This is a genomic window from Cellulosimicrobium funkei, assembly GCF_001019615.1.
Lineage (GTDB): Bacteria > Actinomycetota > Actinomycetes > Actinomycetales > Cellulomonadaceae > Cellulosimicrobium > Cellulosimicrobium cellulans_E.
The window spans coordinates 190538-212148 of record NZ_JNBQ01000001.1 but is presented as its reverse complement, the minus strand read 5'-3'; the positions used below and the strand labels follow the sequence as shown (position 1 = coordinate 212148).

The following is a 21611-nucleotide window of genomic DNA, read 5'->3' as shown; positions in this document are numbered from 1 at the left end:
GTCGGACCCGTGGCGGAATTCGAGAGTTGCAGCGTGTGCACTGCTTTGTGCTGGGCTTCTGTCAACTTCTTGCGTCGTGCAGTACGGACGTTACGAGACGGACATCCGGGGCGTCAAGGGTGGGCGCGGAGCGGGTACCTGGCGCGACGATGGACCGGGATCCCCGGAGACGAAGGAGTCGTGCGATGGCGATGTACCTGATCTCGTTCCCCAGCGGCGAGATGGACCTCGGTCCCGGCGGCCTCGAGGCGGCCGCGGACGCGGCGCACGCGGTCGTGCGCGAGGCCAAGGAGGCCGGCGTCTGGGTGTTCGGCGGCGGGATCGACGAGAGCGTCCCGCCGGTCCTGGTCGCCGGGGACGGCACCGTCACCGACGGCACGTACCCGCAGACGGCCCGGCTCGAGGGCGGCTACACCGTGCTGGAGGTGCCCACGCGCGACGAGGCGCTCCGGTGGGCCGCGAAGATCGCCGTCGCCTGCCGGTGCCGGCAGGAGGTGCGCGTGTTCCAGGACGACCCCGAGAGCTGACGGTGCCCTGTGCGCCGTCGGCCCCGGGTGGCGCTCGGCCGAGCGGCGACGTGACAGGGTAGGCCCGTGCCCGACGACGCCACGCTGCGCGATCCGCTCCCTGATCCGACCCTCGACACGCAGACCGCTGCCCGTGCGGCGTCCGACGACGACGGGGCCGCCGCGCCGACCGGGCGCCGCCCACGTCGACCGTCACTGCTGCGCGAGACGGCGATCATCGTGGTCAGCGCGCTCGTGCTCTCGCTGCTCCTCAAGACGTTCCTGGTGCAGGCGTTCTTCATCCCGAGCGCGTCGATGGAGGACACGCTGGTCGAGGGCGACCGGGTGATGGTGTCCCGGCTCGTGCCGGGCGCGTTCGACGTGCACCGGGGTGACGTCGTGGTGTTCAAGGACCCGGGCGGGTGGCTGCCGCCGCCGGTTCCGCAGGCCGAGAGCCCGGTGTCGGAGGCGGTGCGCGCGGCGCTGACCTTCGTCGGTCTGCTGCCGCAGGACACCGGCGAGCACCTCATCAAGCGGGTGATCGGCACGCCGGGCGACCACGTGGTCTGCTGCGACGCGGAGGGGCGCGCGAGCGTCAACGGGGTGTCGATCGACGAGACCTACATCAAGCCCGGCTCCGAGCCGAGCGAGCTCGCCTTCGACACCACCGTGCCCGAGGACATGCTGTTCGTCATGGGCGACAACCGGCAGAACTCGGCGGACTCCCGGTACAACACGGACAAGCCCGGGGACGGGTTCGTGCCGATGGGCAACGTCGTGGGGACGGCGTTCGCCAAGGTCTGGCCCCTGTCCCACCTGGGCCTGCTGCGCAACCCCGGCGCCGTGTTCGCCGACGTCCCCGCTCCGGGCGCCGGCGGCGAGGAGTGACGACGCGCTGACCGGTCGCGGCTACCGGGCGGTGTGCGCGAGGCCGGCCGACACCGCCGCCGCGCGCAGCGCCTCGCGGGCGGCCGCCACCTCCGGGTGCGTCCCGGACCCGCGGCGGTAGGCCAGGGCGGTCCTGCGGCGGATCGCCAGGGGCGTGAGGACCACGCCGTCCGGGGCGCCCCCGGCCGCGAGGTCCGGCACGAGGGCGACGCCCTGCCCGGACGCGACCAGGGCGAGGACGGCGCCGAAGTCGTCGGCGTGATGACGGATGTTCGGCGCGTAGCCCGCGGCCTCGCAGGCCCTGGCCGTAAGTGCGTGGCACAGGGTCCCGGGCGTCCCGGCGATCCAGGGTGCGTCCCGACGGTCGGCGAGCGACCCCGCGTCCAGCGCGGCCAGGTGGACAGTCTCCTCCATCAACGGCTCCGCCTCGATGCCGGGGCCGACCGCGAGCGGGACGTGGTCGTACTCCTGGACCAGGGCCACGTCGACCGCGTCCCCGCGCAGCGCGTCCGGGACCGTGGCGGGGTCGAGCTCGGAGACCAGGAGGCGCAGTCCGGGGTGGTCGGAGCTCAGGCGCACGACGGCGGGCGTGAGCAGGGTCGGCACGGCCGTCGGGAAGACGCCGATGCGCAGCGTCCCGCGGAGCGTCGAGGCGGCCGACGCGAGGTCGGCGTCGGCCTCGCGGAGGATCTCGAGGATCTTCTCGGTGTGCCCGACGAGCGTCTCGGCGGCCGCGGTGAGCCGGACCCGGCGGCCCGACCGCTCCAGGAGCGGCACCCCGGCGTCGCGCTCGAGCGCGGAGAGCTGCTGAGACACGGCCGAGGGCGTGTAGGTGAGCGCCTCGGCCACGGCGGCGATCGTCCCGCGGTGCGACAGCTCGCGGAGCAGCCGGAGCCTGCGGACGTCGAGCATAAGAAGAACTTACGGCATGCCGTACGAACCTGAACTGGACCGGGGGGAATTGACGGCCGAGAGTTGCGGCCATGGAGCTCTCCGGCCTCTACGTCCCCCTCGTCACGCCGTTCACCGACGACGACCGCCTCGATCTCGACGCGCTCACAGCGCTCGCCGCAGCGGTGCTCGACGAGGGCGCGACCGGCGTCGTCGCCCTGGGCACGACCGGAGAGCCGGCGACGCTGACCCCCACCGAGGCGCGCCAGGTCGTCGACGTCTGCGCCGCGGTCTGCGCGGGACGCGACCGGCAGCTCGTCGTCGGCACGGGCACGAGCAGCACCGCCGCGTCGGTCGACCTGATCGCCGACCTCGACCCCGGGGCGACCGCGGCGCTCGTCGCGGTCCCTGCCTACACGCGCCCCTCCCAGGAGGGCGTCGTCGAGCACTTCCGGCGCCTCGCCGCCGCGTCCCCCGTCCCGCTGGTCGTCTACAACGTCCCGTACCGGACGGGCCTGTCCCTGACCGCGCACACGCTCCACCGGCTCGCCGATCTGCCCGGCGTGGCCGGCTTCAAGCACACGGTGGGCTCGATCGACGACACGACGGTCGCGTTCCTCGGCGCGCTGCGACCCGACGTGTCGGTGCTGGCCGGTGACGACCTGTACATCGGCCCGCTGATCTCCCTCGGCGCCCGCGGCGCGATCACCGCGAGCGCCAACGTCTCCCCGCGCGCCTACGCGGAGCTGGTCAGCGCGTGGAGGCACGGGCCGGCCCACCACGCCCGGGCGGCGCACGACGCGCTGGTCCCGCTCACGCGCGCCCTGTTCGCCGAGCCCAGCCCGGCGGTGGTCAAGGCCGTCCTCGCCGCCGAGGGCCGCATCGCCAGCCCGCGCGTGCGGCTCCCGCTGCTCCCGGCGACCCCGGCTGCCCTCTCGGCGGCCCTCGCGTACCGTGACGCGCCGTCGGCTCCCTCGAGGTGACGGGACCCGACCGTCCGCCAGGCGTCCGTCTGCACGACGGCGTCGTACCCACCAGGGGTGCGGCGCCGTCGTCGTGCGGGCCGAAGGTCAGCAGTCATCCCAGGAGTTGAGGCAGAGGCTGTCCTCGAGGCGCGGTTCCTTGGGCAGCACCTCGACAGGCCCCTCCTCGAGGTACGTGTCCCACAAGGTGAGCACGACCTCTCCGGAGTCCTCGGGTGGCCCGGCGGTGGTCGTTCCCGAGACCTCCAGGAGACGGCGCTCGACAGGGTCGTACACGTACCGGTAGCGCTCGGTCTGGACGGGCTCGGTCCCTTCGCCCCCGGTGGTGATCACCGACTCCAGCCCCACTCCGACGCGTCCTTGCCGGTCACGGACCTCGCCGAGCGCCGTGGCCGTGGGCTGGTTCGTCATCACCGTCCACAGCGCGTCCCGCAGGGCAGGAGGCGCCGGGCTGCGCCCGATGAAGGAACCGGCGATCTGCAGCACCTCGTCCTCCCTCGGGTTCGGCCGCTGGTACAGCACGGGGACGCTGTCGCGCAGGACGGTCTCGAGCTCGGCGGGGTCGGTCGGGAGCGCGTAGAAGGTGTCCCAGCCGAGGTCCACAAGCTCACCGTCCAGCAGCAGCTCGCGCCCCCAGGGGTGCGGGCCGACGCCGGTGGCGGACTCGAGGTCGCCGTCGTTCATCACCAGCCCCGGCCGGTCGTTGCCGAACCACTCGTCGAGGACGTTGACGTGCTCGTCCCCGTTGCTCTCGACCTCGTGGATCTCGCGGCGCAGGTGCCAGTACGGCGCGTCGGGCCAGCCCGGTCCGAGCGCGGGAGCGGCATCGACCGTCGGAGCCGGCTCCTCGGTCGCGCTCTCCGCAGGCTCCGGGCTCGTCGTCGTGGTGCTCGTGGCGGGCATGACCGGGGTATCGCGTGGTTGCGGTGGTACCAGGGCGAGAGCGCCGGCGACCAGGCCGCCGCACAGCGCTCCGACACCGAGAGTCACGCCGACCGCTCGTCCCGCGCGGCGGCGGCGACCGGCCCGGAGGACCCGGGTGTGGTCGACGGCGACGTCGGGCGTGAGCTGCGAGACGGAGCGCAGCCTCAGGATGAAGTCCTCGTCGTTCATCGCTCCTCCTTCAGGGTCTCGGTCGTGGTCGTCTCGTTCGCGAGGATCCGGCGCAGGTGCGCCAGGCCCCGCGATGCCGCCGACTTCACGGCGCCGAGGCTCAGGCCCAGCTCGTCGGCGACCTGCCGCTCCGGCAGGTCGAGCAGGTAGCGCAGCACCACCACGCGTCGACGCTGCGGACTCAGCTGCACCAGGGCTCGGACGAGCGCGTCTCGCTCGGCGTGGCTGCCCTCCACCGACGCGCGCTCGCGTGCGGGCACCTCGTGCGGCTCGGTGAGGAGCTCTCGTCGGTGCTTGCGCCAGTGATCGATGCGCGCGTTCGCCAGCACCCGCCGCGCATAGGCGATCGGGTCTCCCTCGCGCGCTCGGGGCCATGCGACGTACGTGCGCACCAACGCGTGCTGCACCAGCTCCTCGGCCCGGTGCACGTCCCCGCACAACAACCACGCCGTCCGAGCGAGCGCCGGCTGCGCGTCGACCATGAACGCCGTGAACTCCACGTCCCGCTGGGTGCGGGCGCCCGCCCCGACAGCAAGCACGACCTCGTCGCCCTCACCGATCGCCGCCACGAAACCCCCCGTCACAGTCATGCACAGAACACGGTCCCGGACCGCCAAAGGTTGCTCGCCGATCCGGGCACGACGGTCGGATCACCGCGGACTGTCCGGAGACCTGACACGCCGGAACGAGGACGGCCCGCGATCCGGTGGCGAATTTCCGTTGCCTCCCGGCGCGCACCCGTCGAGTGTGTCGGCATGCTGATCAGACGCGAGCGCCCGTCGGACGTCCAGGCGATCCGGGCGGTCACCGCGGACGCCTTCTCCGCGGTCGAGCATTCTGCACCACCGGTCGAGCCCGACGGCGCGCCCGGCGAGGCCACTCTGGTCGGGTGGCTGCGCGAGGACAGCGGGTGGATCCCGGAGCTGTCGCTCGTCGCCGAGACCGGGCTGCCCGACCCGCAGGTCGTCGGACACGTCGTCGCCACCCGCGGGCGGCTCGGGGACCGGCCGGCCCTCGGGCTCGGGCCCCTCAGCGTCCGGCGCGACCACCAGCAGCGCGGGGTCGGTTCCGCCCTGATGCACACGATCCTCGGTGCGGCGGACGCTCTCGGGGAGCCCGTCGTGGTGCTGCTCGGGGAGCCGGCCCTCTACTCCCGGTTCGGGTTCGTGCCCGCCAGCACCCTGGGGATCGAGGCTCCCGAGCCGGCGTGGGGTGACTACTTCCAGGCGCGCGCCCTGAGCGCCTGGCGGGACGAGTACGCGGGACGGTTCACCTATGCCGCCCCGTTCGACCGCCTCTGACGTGACGCCGCGCGCCGCGCGCACGACGGCGAGACGCCGACCACGCACCCGGGTGACGAGCCCGCCCCTTCCTAGCCGAGCGCGACGGCCGCAACCCCCGCCGCGACGGCGAGGGGTGCGAGCACGAGTCCTTGGCGCACCACGTGCCATGCGGGCGGCGGCCCCTGCTCGAACGCGTGGCGGCGGTACTGCTGCCACCACAGCACGGTCGCGAGCGACGCCCACGGCGTGATCAGCGGCCCGGCGTTCACCGCGACGAGGAGCGTCGCGAGCCGGTCGACGCTCTCCCCCGCCGCGGGCAGCAGCGCGAGGAACGCGGGCAGGTTGTTCACGAGGTTCGCGGCGACGACGCCGGTCGCGGCGAGCCGTGCCAGGTCGCCCGGCCCGTCGCCCGTGCCCGCGACGGCGGCGAGGAGGTCGCCGAGCCCGTGCGCGTGCCACGTCTCCACGAGCACGAACAGCGCCGCCACGACGAGCGCCGACCGCCACGGCAGCATCTCGCGCACCGGCACGAGGGGTCGCACGCGCCGCCACCACGTCGCGAGCGCGAGCACCGCGGCGCCCGCGAGCGCCGTCGGCGCGACGGGGAGCTCGACCGCGAACGCGACCGCCAGGAGTGCGACGACCGCGGCGGTGACGCGCAGGAGCAGCCGGTCGGGCGGCGTCGGGCCCGCTCCCGCGAGGGTGAAGCGCCCGCCCAGGTCACGGCCGTGCAGCGCGAGGAGGACGACGACCGTGACGGCGAGGACCGCGAGCGCCGGCGCCCACATCACCCCGACGTACCCGGTGCCGAACCGGTGCGCCGCGAGCAGGTTGGTGAGGTTCGAGACGGGCAGGAGCAGCGACGCCGTGTTGGCGAGCGCGAGGACCGTGAGCGCGAGCGGCAGGGGCCGCGTGCCCGTGCGGCGCGCGAGGGCGAGCACGACGGGCGTGACGAGCACCGCCGTCGTGTCGAGCGACAGCACGACCGTGCTCGCCGTCGCGAGGACGACGACGAGCCCCCACAGGACCAGGCGCCGCCCCCGGGCGAGCCGCGCCGCCCGGCCCGCGACGGCGTCGAACAGGCCCGCACCCGCGCACAGCTCGGCGACCACGGTGATGGCGAGGAGGAAGACCAGGACCGGGCCGGTGCGTGCGAGCAGGTCTCGGGCGTCGGCGGGCGGGAGCAGCCCGGTCGCGGGCAGCACGACGACGACCACCGCCGCGAGGAGCCAGAGCGGCACGCGGCGGCGCGCCGGTGCTCCCGAGGCGTTCACGTCGTGATCGTAGAGCCCGCGGCAGGACCACGAGCGCTCAGGGGCGCGACGTCGGCCCGTCGCCCCGGGGCGCGCAGCACCCGTCGGCGCAGGTGGCTGCCTCGCCCTCGCAGACCAGCGCCGCGGCGGGCGCGCAGCACGCGTCCCCGCGCCAGGCCTCGACGCCCTCCTTGACGGCGACGGCAGCGATGACGAGGGCGGCGACCGGGTCCGCCCAGGACCACCCGAGGGTCGCGTTGAGCACGAGCCCGACGAGCAGAACCGCCGACAGGTACGTGCACAGGAGCGTCTGCCTCGAGTCCGCGACGGCGGACGCCGACCCGAGCTCGCGGCCCGTGCGGCGCTCGAACCACGACAGGAACGGCATGACGACGAGGCTCAGCGCCGCGAGCCAGATGCCCACGACGGAATGCTCGGGCTCGGCAGCGCCGAGCAGCGACCGGACGGCGTCGACGGAGACGAAGACCGCGAGGCCGAAGAACGACACCGCGATGACGCGCAGCGCGGCCCGCTCGCGCCGGTGCGGGTCGGGCGCGGCGAACTGCCAGGCCACCGCGGTGGCGGAGAGCACCTCGACGAGCGAGTCGAGCCCGAACCCGACGAGCGCGGCCGACGACGCGACGCGGCCCGCGGTGATCGCGACGACCGCCTCGACGACGTTCCACGTGATCGTCGCCGCGACGACCCCCCGGACCCTCCGCTCGAGGACGGCACGACGCGTGGCGGTCGGGGCAGCGGGTCCGGGCGGCGTGCGGCCGATCGAGACGGACGTCATGAGCACGTGCACCCGTCGGGGCCGCAGCACGTGGGGTCGACCTGGACGACGAGCCGCAGCAGGTCGTCGAGGGCGGGGGCCAGGTGGGGGTCCGCGAGGCGGTACCAGGTGCGACGGCCGTCGGGGATCGCCTCGACGAGCCCGCACCCGCGCAGGCACGCGAGCTGGTTCGACATCACCTGGCGCGAGACGCCGAGCGCGTCGGCGAGGTCGGACGGGTAGGCCGGCGCCTCCCGCAGCGCGAGCAGGACCCGCGTGCGCGTCTCGTCCGACAGGGCGTGTCCCAGCCGCGCGAGCGCCGCGGTGTGGGTGAGCGTGACCGTCTCGACCATGCACGCGACAGTACACGCTCCCATGTATTCATGAAACCATGTATCAACACGGCGCCACGGGCCGCGGCGCCTTCCGTTAGTATCTGCGTATGCGTGAAGATACGAAGGCGTGCACCTTCGGGGTCGACAGTCAGTACGTCGAGCTCGCGGCGGAGGTGTTCTCGCTGCTCGCGGACGCGACGCGGGTCCGGATCGTCCTCGCCCTGCGCGACACCGAGCTGCCGGTCAACGCGCTCGCGGAGATCGTCGGCAAGTCCCCGACGGCGGTCTCGCAGCACCTCGCCAAGCTCCGCTGGGGCCGCATCGTGCGCGCGCGCCAGGAGGGCAACCGCGTCTTCTACTCGCTCGTCGACGAGCACGCGCGCACGCTCGTGACCCAGGCGGTCTTCCAGGCGCAGCACGCCGTCGACGACCATCCCGCGCACCACGCCGACGACGCGCACGCCGCGCTCGACGGATCCTCCCCCACCGCCGGGGACGCTGTGGATGCCGAGGTACGGCGGTGAGCACGACCCGCCCGGCCGCCGTCGACCACGACCACGACCACGACCACGACCACGACCACGACCATCCTCACCCGACCGGGCTGCGCGGGTGGCTGCACGAGGTGTTCGTGCCGCACTCGCACGACGCCGCGGACTCGATCGACGACGAGCTCGTCGCGAGCGGCCAGGGCATCCGGGCGGTCAAGGTGTCCCTCGTCGTGCTGGGCGCGACGGCGCTCGCGCAGCTCGGCATCGTCGCGGTCAGCGGGTCCGTCGCCCTGCTCGCGGACACCGTCCACAACCTCTCCGACGCGCTCACGGCCGTGCCGCTGTGGATCGCGTTCGTGCTCGGCCGTCGTGCCGCGACGCGCCGGTACACCCACGGTTACGGCCGGGCCGAGGACCTCGCGGGGCTGTTCATCGTCGCGATGATCGCCCTCTCGGCCGTCGTCGCGGGCGTCGAGTCGGTGCGGCGCCTCGCCGATCCCCAGCCTGTGGACAACCTGGGCTGGGTGATCGCGGCGGGGATCGTCGGCTTCGCGGGCAACGAGGCGGTCGCCGTCTACCGGATCCGTGTCGGGCGGCGCATCGGCTCGGCCGCGCTCGTCGCGGACGGCGTGCACGCGCGCACCGACGGGTTCACGTCCCTCGCGGTCGTGCTCGGCGCGCTCGGCGTCCTCGCGGGCCTCCCCCTCGCGGACCCGCTGGTCGGCCTGCTCATCACCGCCGCGATCCTGGTGCTCCTGTGGGGCACCGCGCGCGACGTCGGGCGCCGGCTCCTCGACGGCGTCGACCCGGACCTCACGGACCGGGCGCGCCACGCGCTCGACGGCGTGGACGGGCTGGACGGTGTGGACGACGTCCGGCTGCGCTGGTCGGGCCACCGCCTGGCCGTCCAGGCGCGCGTCCTCGTGCCGCCGCAGACGCCGGTCGCCGCAGCCGACCAGGTCACGGCCGCGGCCGACGCCGCGCTGCGGCGTGCGCTGCCGTCGGTCGGGACGATCGACGTCGTGGTGGCGCCCGCCCGCTGACCGGCCGCCGGCGTCCCGCGCCGCCGAACCGGGGCTCGCTCCCGATCGGGCGCTCCCCCGGGCCGCCGAACCCGGGGTTCCTCCCCACGGGGCTGCGATCGTCGGGAGCGACCCCGGGTCCGGCACCGGAGGGAGCGCGGGCGGACGTGGGTGGTCGGCGTGAGGATGGAGCATGCTGCTCGCCGAGGTCGCCGCCACGTCCGACGCCGTCGCCGCCACGCGCTCGCGCCTCGCCAAGCGCGCGGCCATCGCGGACCTGCTGCGCCGCGTCGCCGCCGACGCCGGCCCGTCCGGCACCGCTGGCGACACCGACGACGGCGGCGACGGAGGCAGGCGCGACGAGGTCGAGATCGCCGTCGCGTACCTCGCGGGCGAGCTGCGCCAGCGCCGCACGGGGCTCGGGTGGCGTTCCCTACGCGACCTGCCCACCCCGGCCGAGGAGCCGAGCCTCACGCTGACGGCCGTCGACGCCGCGTTCGCCCGCATGGCCGACCTCTCCGGCCCGGGCTCGGCGACGGCCCGCCAGGCCGAGGCCGGCGCGCTGTTCGGTGCCGCGACGGCGCGGGAGCAGTCGCTCCTCGCGGGGCTCGTCTCGGGCGAGCTGCGGCAGGGCGCGCTGGACTCGGTCGTGGTCGACGCCGTCGCCGAGGCCGCCGGGGTCCCCGCCGACGCGGTGCGCCGCGCGGTCATGCTCGCCGGAGCGACGGGACCGGTCGCGCGCGCCGCGCTCACGGCCGGGAGCCCCGAAGCCGCGACCGAGGCCCTCGCGACGTTCCGGCTCACGGTCGGCCGCCCCGTCCGGCCGATGCTCGCGCAGTCCGCGCCCGACGTCGGCGCCGCGCTCGAGAAGCTGGGCGCCGGCCCGGCGACGGGCAGCGACGACGACGCGGGCGACCACCCGCCGTCGGGCACCGCCGTGGCCGTGGACGTAAAGCTCGACGGGATCCGCATCCAGGTGCACCGCGACGGGGACGACGTGCGCGTGTTCACGCGCTCGCTCGACGACATCACCGAGCGCGTCCCGGAGATCGTCGCCGCGGCCCGGGCCCTCCCGGCCCGGACCCTCGTGCTCGACGGCGAGGCGCTCGTCGTCGGGCCCGACGGCGTCCCGCGCCCGTTCCAGGAGACCGCCGCCCGCTCCGCGACCCAGGGCGAGCGCAGCGCCGCCGAGGAGGCCGAGCTCGCGGCCTCGCTCGAGCTGTCGCCGTTCTTCTTCGACGTGCTGCACGTCGACGGCCGCGACCTGCTCGACGAGCCGCTGCGCGACCGGCTCGCGGTGCTCGACGATGTGGCCGGGACGCACGCCGTCCGGCGCCTCGTCACCGACGACGCCGACGCCGCGGCCGCGTTCTTCGAGGGCGCCGTGGCCGAGGGGCAGGAGGGCGTCGTCGTGAAGTCGCTCGACACCCCCTACGCGGCCGGGCGGCGCGGCGCGGGCTGGGTCAAGGTCAAGCCGCGGCACACGCTCGACCTCGTCGTGCTCGCTGTCGAGCAGGGCTCGGGCCGGCGCCGGGGGTGGCTCTCGAACATCTGGCTCGGCGCGCGCGACCCCGACGGCGGGTTCGTCATGCTCGGCAAGACGTTCAAGGGCATGACGGACGAGATGCTGGAGTGGCAGACCCGCCGGTTCCGCGAGCTCGAGACCTCTGACGACGGGTACGTCGTGCACGTGCGGCCCGAGCAGGTCGTCGAGATCGCGTTCGACGGGCTCCAGCGCTCCACCCGCTATCCCGGCGGCCTCGCGCTCCGGTTCGCGCGCGTGCTGCGCTACCGCGACGACAAGACCGCCGCCGAGGCCGACACGATCGACACGGTCCGGTCGTACCTGAGCACGTGACCGAGTGCCCGGACGGCCGGGGTTCTCGACTGCGCATCGGGCAACCGAGCGAACTCTCCGGTTCGCCTGTGAACCGGGACCGGAGATCAAGCGTGGCTTGCCGACCGGGTCCCGACATCACCTGAAGGCATCAGCCCTCGCGCGTGTAGACGGTCGACGGTTCTGCCAGTCCGGACCAGAAGACGTGCAGCCGATCGCACGTCGGGCATCGGAACGCATGCTGAGCGGCGGCGTAGACGTCGTCGGCAGTTGCCCGCCCACTGAACTCGTCGAAGTCCGTATCCGACACCAGCAGCCATTCGATCGGGTTCGGGATGGGTCCACTCGACCGAATGGTCACTCCACACGTGCACGTCCACTTGGCCACACTCCGACTCTTCCAGAGCGTGACCTCCTCACGCGACGCTCGCGCTCCCGTCCCGAGAGACGACCGTGCCCGCGTCACGGCGTGAGGCCGTGACGCGGGCACGTCGGGTGCGGTCAGCAGGTCGGGACGGTGACCGTCTGCTCGACCGTCTGCTCGCCGTCCGGACCGGTGGCGGTCACGGTGACCACGAGGTCACCGGTCGCGCCGCGCGCCGCGAACGACTGGTAGGCGTTCGCTCCGGGCGCGACGCCCGTGAACGTCTTGGCCCCGAGCGCCGAGGCGAGCTCGACGTCCACCGCGGCGTCGGAGACGTTCACCGCGCGGACCGCGACGTACGGCTTGCCGGCGAGGCAGCGCGGGGTGAGCGTGACCTCGACGAGCTCGATGTCGGCCGGCTCCTCCAGGCCGTCGATCGCACCCTGGAGCGCGAGGCGTGCGTCGCGCAGCGCCTCGTCCGACGCCGCGGCGTCGTCCCGGGTCTCGGTCGCCGCGGCGAGCGCCGTGCGGAACGCCTGCCACGACTCGGGGCTGTACCCGTCGTCGGTCAGGGCCTCCGCGCTCGTCACGAGGTTCTCGAGACGACGGCGCTCGGCCGGCACGAGCTGGTCGGTCGCCAGCCCGAGGCGCCGTGCCCGCTCGTCGACCTGCGCCTGGGTGGCGCCGGCGTCCGAGAGAAGCGACCGTGCGGCGGCGAGCTCCCGCGTGAAGACGCCCGCGTCGATCCGGCCGTAGCGGTCGATCTCCGCCTCGAACGCCTCGGCGTCCTCGACGGACGCGGCGAGCGCCGCGGTGTCCGTGGAGGGAGCCTCGACGTCGTACGCGTCGGTGAAGAACCGCATGCTGTCGAGGTTCGCGACGTACGGGTGGTCGGCGTACGCCTCGGTGGACAGGCGCACCCACACCTGGTGCTTGCCGCGCACCGTGCTCGGCAGGTCGACGACGGCGGTCCCGTCCGTCGTCCAGCTCGACCCGGTGTTCGCCAGCGGGACGGTGACGAACGGCTCGCCCGGGTTCGCCGGGTCGAACGCGTCGAGGTACACCGACAGCGCGGAGTTCCGACCTGACCGGTTGGAGTTGTGGACGTAGTGCACGGCGAGCTGGTCGAGCGCGGCGGAGCCGAGGTCGATCTCGCCGTACGCGAGCCAGTCGCCGTCCGCGGTGCCGCCGACGTTCGTCACCGGTCCGCTCGTCCACGTCGAGCTCTCGTTCTTCAGCCCGCGGCCGGAGTTCGACGTCCAGGCCTCGGACTCGACGACGACCGACGTCGGGCCGCCCGGCGAGAACGTCAGGCTGTCGAGGTTCGCGACGTACGGGTGGTCGGCGTACGGCTCGGTCGTCAGGCGCACGAACACCTCGTGCGTCCCCTGCACCGTCTCCGGCAGGACGACGGTCGCCGTCCCGTCGGCGGTCCAGCTCGACCCGGTCGTCGGCAGCGGCACGGTGACGAACGGCTCGCCCGGGTTCGCCGGGTCGAACGCGTCGAGGTACACCGACAGCGCCGAGTTCTTCCCGGACCGGTTGGAGTTGTGCACGTAGTGGACCGACAGCTCGCCGAGCGGGAGCTCACCGAGGTCGACCTCGCCGTAGGCGATCCAGTCACCGTCCGCGGTGCCGCCGACGTTCGTCACCGGCCCGCTCGTCCACGTCGAGGACTCCTTCTTGAGCCCGCGACCGGAGTTCGCGGTCCAGTCCTCGGCCTGGATCGTCACGGTCGGGGACTCGCCCGGCTGGCCCGGGGCCGTCGGATCCTCAGCGCTGAACCGGAACCAGTCGAAGTTGCCGACCCAGCTCCGGCCCGACGGCGCGAGGAGCTCGAACGTCACGACCTTCGCGTCGACCAGGGCCTGCACGTCGCCGAGCTCCGCCGTCACCTCGGTGTACTTGCCCCAGCCGCTGGTGCCCTTGAGGTCCACGGTCGCGACCACGGGGCCACTCACGTCGCCGGCGTGCACGCGCACGGTGCTCGGCGTGTCCGTCGGGGCGAAGCTCGTGTCGTACCGGACCGTGAGGAAGCGCGGCGGGGTGTCCCCGGCGGCGGTCTCGAAGGTCATGTCGCGGTACTGCACCCACGACCCGGAGCGCACGCCACCGAGGTTGCCGGACGAGCTGTTCGCCTCGTTCTTCAGCTCGCCGCCCGACCACGCCTCGGACTGCTCGGCCTCGAGCGTGCGGTAGCCGCCGCCCGTGAGGTCGAGCGCATCGATCGCCGCGCCGAGCCGGTCGGCCGCGAACCGCAGCGCGATGCTCGTCGCGGACTCGTCACCGAGAGCCTCCTGCGCCTTCGTCAGCGCGGTGGAGAACCGGTCGAACGTCACCGAGGAGTAGTTCCCGTGCCGCACGAGCACGGCGTCGTCGACGAGCCCGGCGAGCGCGTCACGCTCGGCGGACGCCACGGACAGGCGGAGCGGGGAGAGCACCGAGACGCCCTGCCCGCGCAGCGACGACGCGGCGACGCCGTCGGCGAGCGCGCCGTCGCCCAGGTGGACGTAGAAGCGCGCGTCGGCGGACGCCGTCCCCGTCAGGGAGACGGTGAGCGCGGTCGGCGACGCGACCGTCACGGCCGCGGCGACGCCGTCGGGCAGCCCGACGACGCTCGCCGCCCCGCTCGCCACGAGGTCCGTGCCGGCGGACGCGGCGAGCCGCGCGCCGTCGAGGGTGAGCGTCACGGTCGCGTCGAGAGCGCCGCCGTCGCCGGTCTGCACGGTCGTGGGGTCGGCGCTGACGCGCGGGCCCTCGGCCGGCTCGTCGGTGGCGGTGCTCATCGAGAACGCGGGCTCGGTGTCCGTGCCCCAGTCGCTCGGCTGCTCGCCCATGCGGAACGCGAGGTCCGCGCCCCCGATCACGGTCCCGTAGTCGACCCACGTGTTGCCGAACGGTGCACCGTCGAGCGTCGCGGACTGGACGTAGAACGCGTCCTCGGAGACGCCGTCGGCCGTCACCGTGAAGGCGCTGCCGTCGTCGTAGGTGATCGTCGTGGCGTCGAAGAACGGCGACCCGATCTGGAACTCGGACGAGCCGGCGGTCACCGGGAACAGCCCGACGGCCGCGGCGACGAACATCGTCGACATCGTGCCGGCGTCGTTGTCCATCGTGGGGAGCATGCCGCGCGGGTCGAGCTGGTAGACCTTCGTCTTCACGGGCGGCGTGAACTCGCCGCCGCCGCTCGGGACGGCGCTGGAGGAGCCCGTCGCGATGTATCGGTTCCAGGTCTCCTGCGTGTAGATCGCGCGCGTCCACTTCTGGGTGAGGCTCGGCTCGCCCGTGTAGTTGAAGAGGTACGGCGCCTGGAGGTCGATCTCGTTGGCGTTCGAGTGGAGCATGGCCGTGCCGTCGTCCGGCGCGTGCTCACCGAACATGTGGCGCATCGCGAGCCGTGCGGCCTCGGGGCCGCCCATCGCCTCGACGAGCGCGTCCATGTCGTACGCGTCGTACCAGTGGTACTGCCACAGCGTGCCCTGGTAGAGGCTCGCGGCCTCGAACTTCGCGTAGTCGGCGCTCTGCCACGAGCCGTCGGCGGCGCGCGGGGTGAGGAGGCCGACCTGCGTGCCGTCGGCCGCGGTCCACGCACCCGGCTTGGTGAGCTTCTCGATCGGCCACGACGCCTGCTCGCGCATCGTCTGCGCCTCGTCCGTCAGGCCCAGCTCGTCCGCGATCACGGACAGGCCGTACTGGTCGTAGCCGCGCTGCACGGACGCGCCGGGGTTGCCCGCCACGTAGCCGCGCTGGAGCTCGTCCGCGCTGTACTGCCCCACGAGCCGCTTGAGCGCCGGGTATGCCTCGTCGAGGCGGTCGAACCCGTCGAAGCCCTTGGCGATCGCGTCCGCGACCACGACGGACGACCGCTCCCAGCGGACGGTCGGGACCGAGTGCACGAACCCGCCGAGGCCGCTGCCCGTGCCGGTCGCCTCGGCGTCGGCGAACAGGTAGACGAGCGACTGCACCATGTCGCGGTACAGCGCCGGGTCGATGTAGGCGATGACGGAGAACTTGCGGAAGTCGTCCCACGTGGCCCACGAGTCGTAGTACGTGAAGCCCTGCGCGGCGTGCACCGCGCCGTCGACCCCGCGGTACGTCCCCGAGGTGCTCGTCGCGTTCATCGGCATCGCGAACATGCGGTAGAGGTGCGTGTAGAAGAGCTTCTGGAGCTCGCCCGTCGGGTCGGTCGCCGTCGAGGCGTCGATCGCGACCCGCCCGAGCGTCGCGTTCCACTCGGCGCGCGTGCGGTCACGGATCGCGTCGAAGGACAGGTCCCCGAGCTCGACCTGCTGGTCGATCCGCGCCTGCTCGACGCTCACCGGCGACAGCGTGACCTGCAGGCCGACGTCCCCCGCGTCGGCCGGGTCGAACGTGAGGATCGCGCCGGTGTCGACGCCGTCCTGGGCCGTGGCGTCGACGAGCTTGTCGTCGTCGCCCCACGTCTGCACCGTCGCGGGCTGGAGCGTGCGCGCGGTGTAGTACAGCGTGTAGGCGGCGTTGTAGAAGTAGCCCGTGACCTGCCCGGACAGCTCCACGGTGCCGTCCGCGCGCGTCTCGACCTGCACCGACGACGACCGGCGGCTCGTGTTGTTGGTCTCGAGGTCGACGACGAGGCTCGGCGTCGAGCCCTCGGGGAACGCGTAGCGGTGCACGCCCGAGCGCGTGGTCGCCGCGACCTCGGCCTCGATCGTGCCCGGCGCGGCCGCGATCGCGCCGTCCTTGCCCGCGATGTTGCCGAGCCCGACGGCGTAGGAGCCCGGGCCGGCCTGCTCGTCGTCGTGCGAGAACGGGTGCGCGTACGTGCCCGTGCCCGGCCGCGCGGTGTACGACCCCGACGTCGGGACCACGAGGATGTCACCGCCGCCGCCGGAGCCCCCCACCCCGTCGAGGTTGGTGTGCGTGAAGCCCGAGATCTTCGACTGCGCGTAGTCGTAGCCGGTGTTGTTGCGCCCCGGCATGGTGCGCGGGTTCACCTTCGCGAGGCCGTTGGGCGCCTGCGCGGCCGGCATGTCGTTGCCGTAGTCGCCCTCGGTGCCGACGAACACGTCGACGAGCGACGCGAGGTCGCTCTCGGCGGCGTTCGCCGCGGGGGCCGCGACCGCGGCGGCGGGCGGCAGGACGCCGACCGCGAGCGCGGCGGTGAGGGCGCCCGCGAGGGCACCCACGAGCCGGCTGCGACCGCCTCGTCGGGGGTGGGGGTCGGACGTCGGGCTGGCCCCGCGTCGTCCGACAGCGCTGTCAAGACGCGCGGCAGATGGTCTGGCCACGAGAGTTCTCCTTGGGGGGGTCGTGCCGAGGCTGCTCCGCCTCGCCGCGCCCACGGTACGTGGCGGACCGGGCTGCCTCAAGACCCCGCCCGCGAAGTTCACCTGCCCGACGGGCGCGGTTCCCTGCCCCGACACCGGTCCGCCCCACGCTCCGCAACCCTCCGAGAGCTCGTGCCGAGACTCGCGGCACGACGGTGCATCCGTACCCGCCTCCCCGCCGGAAGAGGGGGTGTCAACTGCCCGAGCGCCCGGTACCGACCGGGCCGAGAACCGGAGGACACCATGCACCGCACCGCACGACGCAGCGCCGCGCTCGCGGGCGCAGCCACCCTCGTCGCGCTAGGAGCCGTCGCGCTCCCCGCCCACGCCGCCACCGCCGACGGCGCCTCCCTCTCCGTCCTGCACGGCGTGCCCGACACCCCCGTCGACGTCTGGGTGAACGACGAGCTCACGCTCGACGACTTCCAGCCGGGCGACCTCGCCGGCCCGCTCGACCTCCCGGCCGGGGCGTACAGCGTCGCGATCACCGCGCCGGACGCGACCGACACGAGCTCCCCGGTCATCGGCCCGGTCGACCTCGAGCTCGCGGCCGGGACGAGCTACACCGCCGTCGCGCACCTCGACGCGGGTGGCGATCCGACCGCGACGCTCTTCACCAACTCGACCGAGCCGACGGCGGCCGGCCAGGGCCGCCTGACCGTCCGCCACGTCGCGGCGGCGCCCGCGGTCGACGTGCTCGCAGGCGGCACCGCGGTCGTCACGGGCCTCGAGAACCCGAAGGAGGCCGTGCTCGACCTGCCGGCCGGCACGGTGTCGGCGTCGATCGCCGCCGCCGGCACGACCGACCCGGTGCTCGGGCCGGCCGACCTCACGGTCGCCGAGGGCGTCAACACGATCGCCTACGCGTGGGGCAGCCTCGAGGCGGGCAACCTCGCGCTCGCCACGCAGACGGTCGAGGGGCTCCACTCGTCGCCGTCCGGGGTGCCCGCGGGCCTCTCCGGCCTCGCGGCCGAGGCACCGAGCAGCACCGCCACGGGCGTCGCGATCGCGTTCGGCGCGTCCCTGTTCGGGCTGCTGCTCGTCGCGGCGGTCGTCATGCTCGCGCGCGCATGGCGGGAGCAGCACGCGCACGCCACGCACCCCGTCCGGAGCGACCGGGACGCATGACGCAGCGCACGAACCCCGGTCCCGCGCACCCCGCACGGGGTGCGCGGGCCGGGCTCCTGACCCTCCTGGGGGCGGTGCTCGTCACCGCAGCGGTCGTCGGCGGATGTTCCCCGCCGTCCGCCGACGAGCCGGCCGACGGACTCCTCGGACCGACGGCCGACACCCCGCCCGTCCCGGCCCCCGGCCGGGGCGGGACGGGGACCGCAGGCCCGTCCGGGCCCATCCGGGACGTGCCCGTGCGACCCGCTCAGGACGTGCCCGACCCCGCGCCGCCCGCGCCCACGCGCGTCGTCGCCGCCGACCTCGACGTCGACCTCCCCGTCGAGCCGGCGGGGGTCGACCCCGAGGGGCGGATGGCGCTGCCGGGCAGCGGGGACGTCGCCGCGTGGTACCGGTTCGGCCCGGCACCCGCGAGCCCCGCCGGCACGACGGTCGTCGCGGCCCACGTGGACGACCCCGACGGCGTCGGGCCGTTCGCCCGGCTCGCGGAGATCACGACGGGAGCGCGCGTCGACGTCGTCGACGCGACGGGCGCCTCGTACACCTACACAGTGACGGACGTGCGGAGCGTCCCCAAGCCCGACGTCCCGCTCGACGAGCTCTTCGACCGCACGGGCGAGCGCCGCCTCGTGCTCGTGACGTGCGGGGGCGCGTGGGACCGCGACCGGCGCTCGTACTCGGACAACGTCGTCGTGACCGCGACGCCCGTCCGGTGACGCCCCTCGCCGGCAGGCGCCCGCGGGGCGCCCCGCGAGCGTACGACCGCCCCGGCGCTACGATCGCTGCTACCCGCTCGCCGCTGCCGCCCGCGCGGTCGGCGCCGACCTTCGAGGACCCGCCCTGAACGTGACCGAGACCGGGACGCCCGACCCGGACCTGTGGCGCCTCGGCCGCGCGTTCGCGGACGGCGACGAGGGCGCCCTCGCGGAGGCCTACCGGCGGTGGTCCGCGCTCGTGCACACCCTCGCCCTGCGGTCGCTCGGCACGCGCGCCGACGCGGAGGACGTGACGCAGCAGGTGTTCGTCGCCGCCTGGCGCAGCAGGTCCCGGTTCGACCCCGACCGCGCCCGGCTGCCCGCGTGGCTCGTCGGGATCACGCGGCACACCGTCGCCGACGCGCACGAGGCCCGCGCCCGGGTGCGACGGTCCGAGCAGGCGGCCGCGACGGAGCCGCGGCCCGCCGTGGACGAGGACGCCGACGTCGGACGCGTCGCCGACCGCGTGCTCCTCTCCGACGAGCTGCAGCGGCTCGGCGATCCCGGCCGGACGATCCTCGAGCTCGCGTTCTTCCGTGACCTGACGCACGTGCAGATCGCCGAGGAGCTCGGCCTCCCGCTGGGTACGGTCAAGAGCCACGTACGACGGAGCCTGATCCGGCTGCGCGACCGATTGGAGGTGGACGGTGCAGCACATCGATGACGAGACCCTCGCGCTCCTCGCGCTCGGCGAGGACGTGCTCGACGACGACGCGCGCGCGCACCTCGCCTCCTGCGCGGAGTGCGCCGACGGCGCCGCCCGGCTCGCGCGCGTGGCCGACGCGTTCGACGGCGCCGACGCGCCCGACGAGCTCGTCGAGCCGCCCCCGGCGGTGTGGTCCGCGATCCGTGCCGAGCTCGACCTGCCTACGGCGAGCACGGACCTCGACGAGCCCGCTGCCGTCACCCCGTCCCGCGCCGACGCGCCGGACGGCGAGCGCGCGGGGGCCGTCGTCGTGCCGCTCGCACCGCGTCGCCGACGGGTCTGGGTACCGGTCGCGGCGGCGTCGGCCGCGCTCCTCGTGGGCGTCGCGGGCGGCGTCCTGTGGGAGCGGCGCGAGGCCGAGCCGCCCGAGACGACGGTGGCCAGCGCGACGCTCGACCCGCTGCCCGACTGGGAGGGCGCGAGCGGCGACGCGCGTGTCGAGGAGCAGCCCGACGGGCGGCGCCAGGTCGTCGTGACGGTCGATGCGCCGGTGCCCGAGGGCACGTATCGCGAGGTGTGGCTCCTTGCCGAGGACCTCAGCGGCCTCGTGAGCCTCGGCGTGCTCGACGGCGCGGAGGGCCGGTTCGACCTGCCCGACGGCCTGGACCTCACGCAGTTCCCCGTCGTCGACGTCTCGGAGGAGCACTTCGACGGCGACCCCGCGCACTCGGGCGACTCCGTCGTGCGGGGACCGCTCGACGTCTAGCCTCACGCCCGCACCACGCCGGGCCTCACGCCCGCTCGTACTCCGCGAACGTCACGCCGGAGCGGAACGTCTGCGTGCTCGTCGACCGCCAGGACAGGGGTGCGTAGGTCCGCTCGCCGAACAGCGGGATCCCGGCTCCGAGCATCACCGGGTTGACCTTGAGCGCGAGCCGGTCGATCTCGTCGACGAGCACCGCGGCCAGCGCGCCTCCGCCGCACAGCCAGATGCCCTTGCCGTCCTCGCGCTTCAGCGCCCGCACCGTCTCGACCGGGTCGGAGCCCGTGAACTCGACCCCCTCGCTCCCGCTCGGCGCCTCGTGCGACCGGGTGAAGACCACCTGCCGCAGGTGGCGGTAGGGGTTCGTGAGGTGGTGGTCGGGGAGCCCGACGGCATAGGTGTTCCACCCCATGAGGACCGTGTCGAAGGGGCTGTCGACGATCGGGAGCCCCGCGGCGGCGGCCAGGTCCGTCGGCGCGGTGCCGCCGTACCGCGCCCAGATCGGCTGCATGTGGTCGCCCTCGGCGAGGAACGCGTCGAACTCGCCGTCCGGACCCGCGATGTACCCGTCGAGGCTGACGGCGACGTAGTAGGTCAGTTCTCGCATCATCTCTCCAACTACTACAGGTGAAGTGGTCGGTATGAGACTACAACAGGTGCAGTGGTTGCGATACCGTCAGCGCATGGCGAAGAACTCCACCCGGCGGAGCGCCCTGGCGGACGCGGGCATCGCCGTGCTCGCACGCGAGGGGTCGCGCGGCCTGACGCATCGCGCGGTCGACGAGGAGGCGGGCGTCCCGACGGGCACGACGTCGAACTACTTCCGGAGCCGGGACGCCCTCGTCGCGGGGCTCTTCGAGCGCATCGGCGCACGCCTCGCGCCCACACCGGACGACCTGGAGCGACGCGCCGCCCAGAAGCCGGACCGCGCGCTCTTCGCGGACTACCTCCGCGACATCGTGCGCCGGCTGTCGGCGGACGCCGACGTCACGCGGGCCCTGTTCGAGCTGCGGCTCGAGTCCGGCCGCCGTCCCGAGCTCGCCGCCCTGCTCGGGCCGTGGCTGCGCGCGGGGTTCGAGGCCGACGTCGAGTTCAACCGGTCGGCCGGCCTGCCTGGAGGGCCCCGCGAGATCGCCCTGTTCCACTACGCGATCGACGGGCTGCTCCTCGACCTGCTCACGACCCCGATCGACCCCGGCGTCGCGGCCGACGACGTCATCGACGCACTCGTGGCAGGGCTGCTCCCGGAGCGTTGATCGGGCGAACCCCCGG

Annotated in this window: 20 protein-coding genes; 12 read left to right on the top strand and 8 right to left on the bottom strand. The window is 74.2% G+C overall.

What is annotated here, in order from left to right:
• The first annotated feature begins 185 nt into the window (after window positions 1–185).
• Together FB00_RS00955 and lepB are read left to right on the top strand one after the other, a co-directional pair.
• The gene (locus FB00_RS00955) at window positions 186–527 is read left to right on the top strand and encodes a YciI family protein (RefSeq protein WP_047230956.1); all 342 of its coding nucleotides are present in this window, start codon (window positions 186–188) and stop codon (window positions 525–527) included.
• Window positions 528–593: 66 nt separating this feature from the next.
• Entirely contained in the window at window positions 594–1394 is an 801-nt protein-coding gene (gene lepB, locus FB00_RS00950; protein ID WP_231581655.1) for a signal peptidase I, read from the top strand.
• 21 nt (window positions 1395–1415) lie between these two features.
• Here lepB and FB00_RS00945 read toward each other — a convergent pair whose 3' ends face one another.
• Window positions 1416–2306, bottom strand: coding sequence for a LysR family transcriptional regulator (locus FB00_RS00945; RefSeq protein ID WP_047230955.1), 891 nt, complete (start codon window positions 2304–2306; stop codon window positions 1416–1418).
• A 71-nt stretch (window positions 2307–2377) separates the two neighbouring features.
• Between FB00_RS00945 and dapA the strand changes: the two genes are divergently transcribed.
• Window positions 2378–3268, top strand: coding sequence for a 4-hydroxy-tetrahydrodipicolinate synthase (dapA, locus tag FB00_RS00940; RefSeq protein WP_047230954.1), 891 nt, complete (start codon window positions 2378–2380; stop codon window positions 3266–3268).
• An 87-nt stretch (window positions 3269–3355) separates the two neighbouring features.
• Here dapA and FB00_RS00935 read toward each other — a convergent pair whose 3' ends face one another.
• Window positions 3356–4381 carry a hypothetical protein gene (locus FB00_RS00935; protein ID WP_047230953.1) on the bottom strand — a complete coding sequence of 342 codons (1026 nt, stop codon included), beginning with the start codon at window positions 4379–4381 and terminating at the stop codon, window positions 3356–3358.
• Complete coding sequence (locus tag FB00_RS00930; RefSeq protein ID WP_231581654.1) at window positions 4378–4998, bottom strand: SigE family RNA polymerase sigma factor; 621 nt, start codon at window positions 4996–4998, stop codon at window positions 4378–4380. The genes FB00_RS00935 and FB00_RS00930 overlap by 4 nt, the downstream gene beginning before the upstream one ends.
• A gap of 138 nt (window positions 4999–5136) precedes the next feature.
• On the opposite strand from FB00_RS00930, the gene FB00_RS00925 reads away from it, so the two are divergent.
• Window positions 5137–5682: a GNAT family N-acetyltransferase gene (locus FB00_RS00925; RefSeq protein ID WP_047230951.1), complete on the top strand. Its 546-nt coding sequence runs from the start codon at window positions 5137–5139 to the stop codon at window positions 5680–5682.
• Window positions 5683–5753: 71 nt separating this feature from the next.
• Here FB00_RS00925 and FB00_RS00920 read toward each other — a convergent pair whose 3' ends face one another.
• The 3 genes from FB00_RS00920 to FB00_RS00910 are packed head-to-tail and all read right to left on the bottom strand — an operon-like array spanning window position 5754 to window position 8045.
• Window positions 5754–6938 carry an SLC13 family permease gene (locus FB00_RS00920; protein ID WP_082140829.1) on the bottom strand — a complete coding sequence of 395 codons (1185 nt, stop codon included), beginning with the start codon at window positions 6936–6938 and terminating at the stop codon, window positions 5754–5756.
• Window positions 6939–6975: 37 nt separating this feature from the next.
• Window positions 6976–7713 carry a cation diffusion facilitator family transporter gene (locus FB00_RS00915; RefSeq protein ID WP_047231226.1) on the bottom strand — a complete coding sequence of 246 codons (738 nt, stop codon included), beginning with the start codon at window positions 7711–7713 and terminating at the stop codon, window positions 6976–6978.
• Window positions 7710–8045 (bottom strand): ArsR/SmtB family transcription factor, encoded by a 336-nt coding sequence (locus tag FB00_RS00910; protein WP_047230949.1) that lies wholly within the window; start codon window positions 8043–8045, stop codon window positions 7710–7712. The genes FB00_RS00915 and FB00_RS00910 overlap by 4 nt, the downstream gene beginning before the upstream one ends.
• An 89-nt stretch (window positions 8046–8134) precedes the next feature.
• Here FB00_RS00910 and FB00_RS00905 point away from each other — a divergent pair, with 89 nt between their 5' ends.
• From FB00_RS00905 to FB00_RS00895, 3 genes are all read left to right on the top strand, one after another.
• Window positions 8135–8551: an ArsR/SmtB family transcription factor gene (locus tag FB00_RS00905; RefSeq protein WP_047230948.1), complete on the top strand. Its 417-nt coding sequence runs from the start codon at window positions 8135–8137 to the stop codon at window positions 8549–8551.
• Window positions 8548–9561, top strand: a complete 1014-nt coding sequence (locus FB00_RS00900; RefSeq protein ID WP_047230947.1) for a cation diffusion facilitator family transporter — start codon at window positions 8548–8550, stop codon at window positions 9559–9561. The genes FB00_RS00905 and FB00_RS00900 overlap by 4 nt, the downstream gene beginning before the upstream one ends.
• A gap of 172 nt (window positions 9562–9733) precedes the next feature.
• On the top strand, window positions 9734–11398 hold the full coding sequence (locus tag FB00_RS00895; protein WP_047230946.1) for an ATP-dependent DNA ligase: 1665 nt from the start codon (window positions 9734–9736) through the stop codon (window positions 11396–11398).
• Between the two features lie 480 nt (window positions 11399–11878).
• On the opposite strand, the gene FB00_RS20810 is transcribed toward FB00_RS00895, so the two are convergent.
• Entirely contained in the window at window positions 11879–16906 is a 5028-nt protein-coding gene (locus tag FB00_RS20810; protein ID WP_052877335.1) for a glycoside hydrolase domain-containing protein, read from the bottom strand.
• Window positions 16907–17290: 384 nt separating this feature from the next.
• On the opposite strand from FB00_RS20810, the gene FB00_RS00880 reads away from it, so the two are divergent.
• From FB00_RS00880 to FB00_RS00865, 4 genes are all read left to right on the top strand, one after another.
• On the top strand, window positions 17291–18175 hold the full coding sequence (locus FB00_RS00880; RefSeq protein WP_047230944.1) for a DUF4397 domain-containing protein: 885 nt from the start codon (window positions 17291–17293) through the stop codon (window positions 18173–18175).
• Window positions 18172–18891 (top strand): class F sortase, encoded by a 720-nt coding sequence (locus FB00_RS00875; protein ID WP_047230943.1) that lies wholly within the window; start codon window positions 18172–18174, stop codon window positions 18889–18891. Before FB00_RS00880 ends, FB00_RS00875 begins: the two co-directional genes overlap by 4 nt.
• 130 nt (window positions 18892–19021) lie before the next feature.
• Window positions 19022–19594 carry an RNA polymerase sigma factor gene (locus FB00_RS00870; protein ID WP_052877334.1) on the top strand — a complete coding sequence of 191 codons (573 nt, stop codon included), beginning with the start codon at window positions 19022–19024 and terminating at the stop codon, window positions 19592–19594.
• The gene (locus FB00_RS00865; RefSeq protein WP_047230941.1) at window positions 19578–20342 is read left to right on the top strand and encodes an anti-sigma factor; all 765 of its coding nucleotides are present in this window, start codon (window positions 19578–19580) and stop codon (window positions 20340–20342) included. Before FB00_RS00870 ends, FB00_RS00865 begins: the two co-directional genes overlap by 17 nt.
• Window positions 20343–20367: 25 nt before the next feature.
• On the opposite strand, the gene FB00_RS00860 is transcribed toward FB00_RS00865, so the two are convergent.
• Entirely contained in the window at window positions 20368–20946 is a 579-nt protein-coding gene (locus tag FB00_RS00860) for a dihydrofolate reductase family protein (RefSeq protein ID WP_047231224.1), read from the bottom strand.
• Between the two features lie 76 nt (window positions 20947–21022).
• Between FB00_RS00860 and FB00_RS00855 the strand changes: the two genes are divergently transcribed.
• Window positions 21023–21595: a TetR/AcrR family transcriptional regulator gene (locus FB00_RS00855; RefSeq protein WP_047230940.1), complete on the top strand. Its 573-nt coding sequence runs from the start codon at window positions 21023–21025 to the stop codon at window positions 21593–21595.
• Window positions 21596–21611 lie beyond the last annotated feature (16 nt).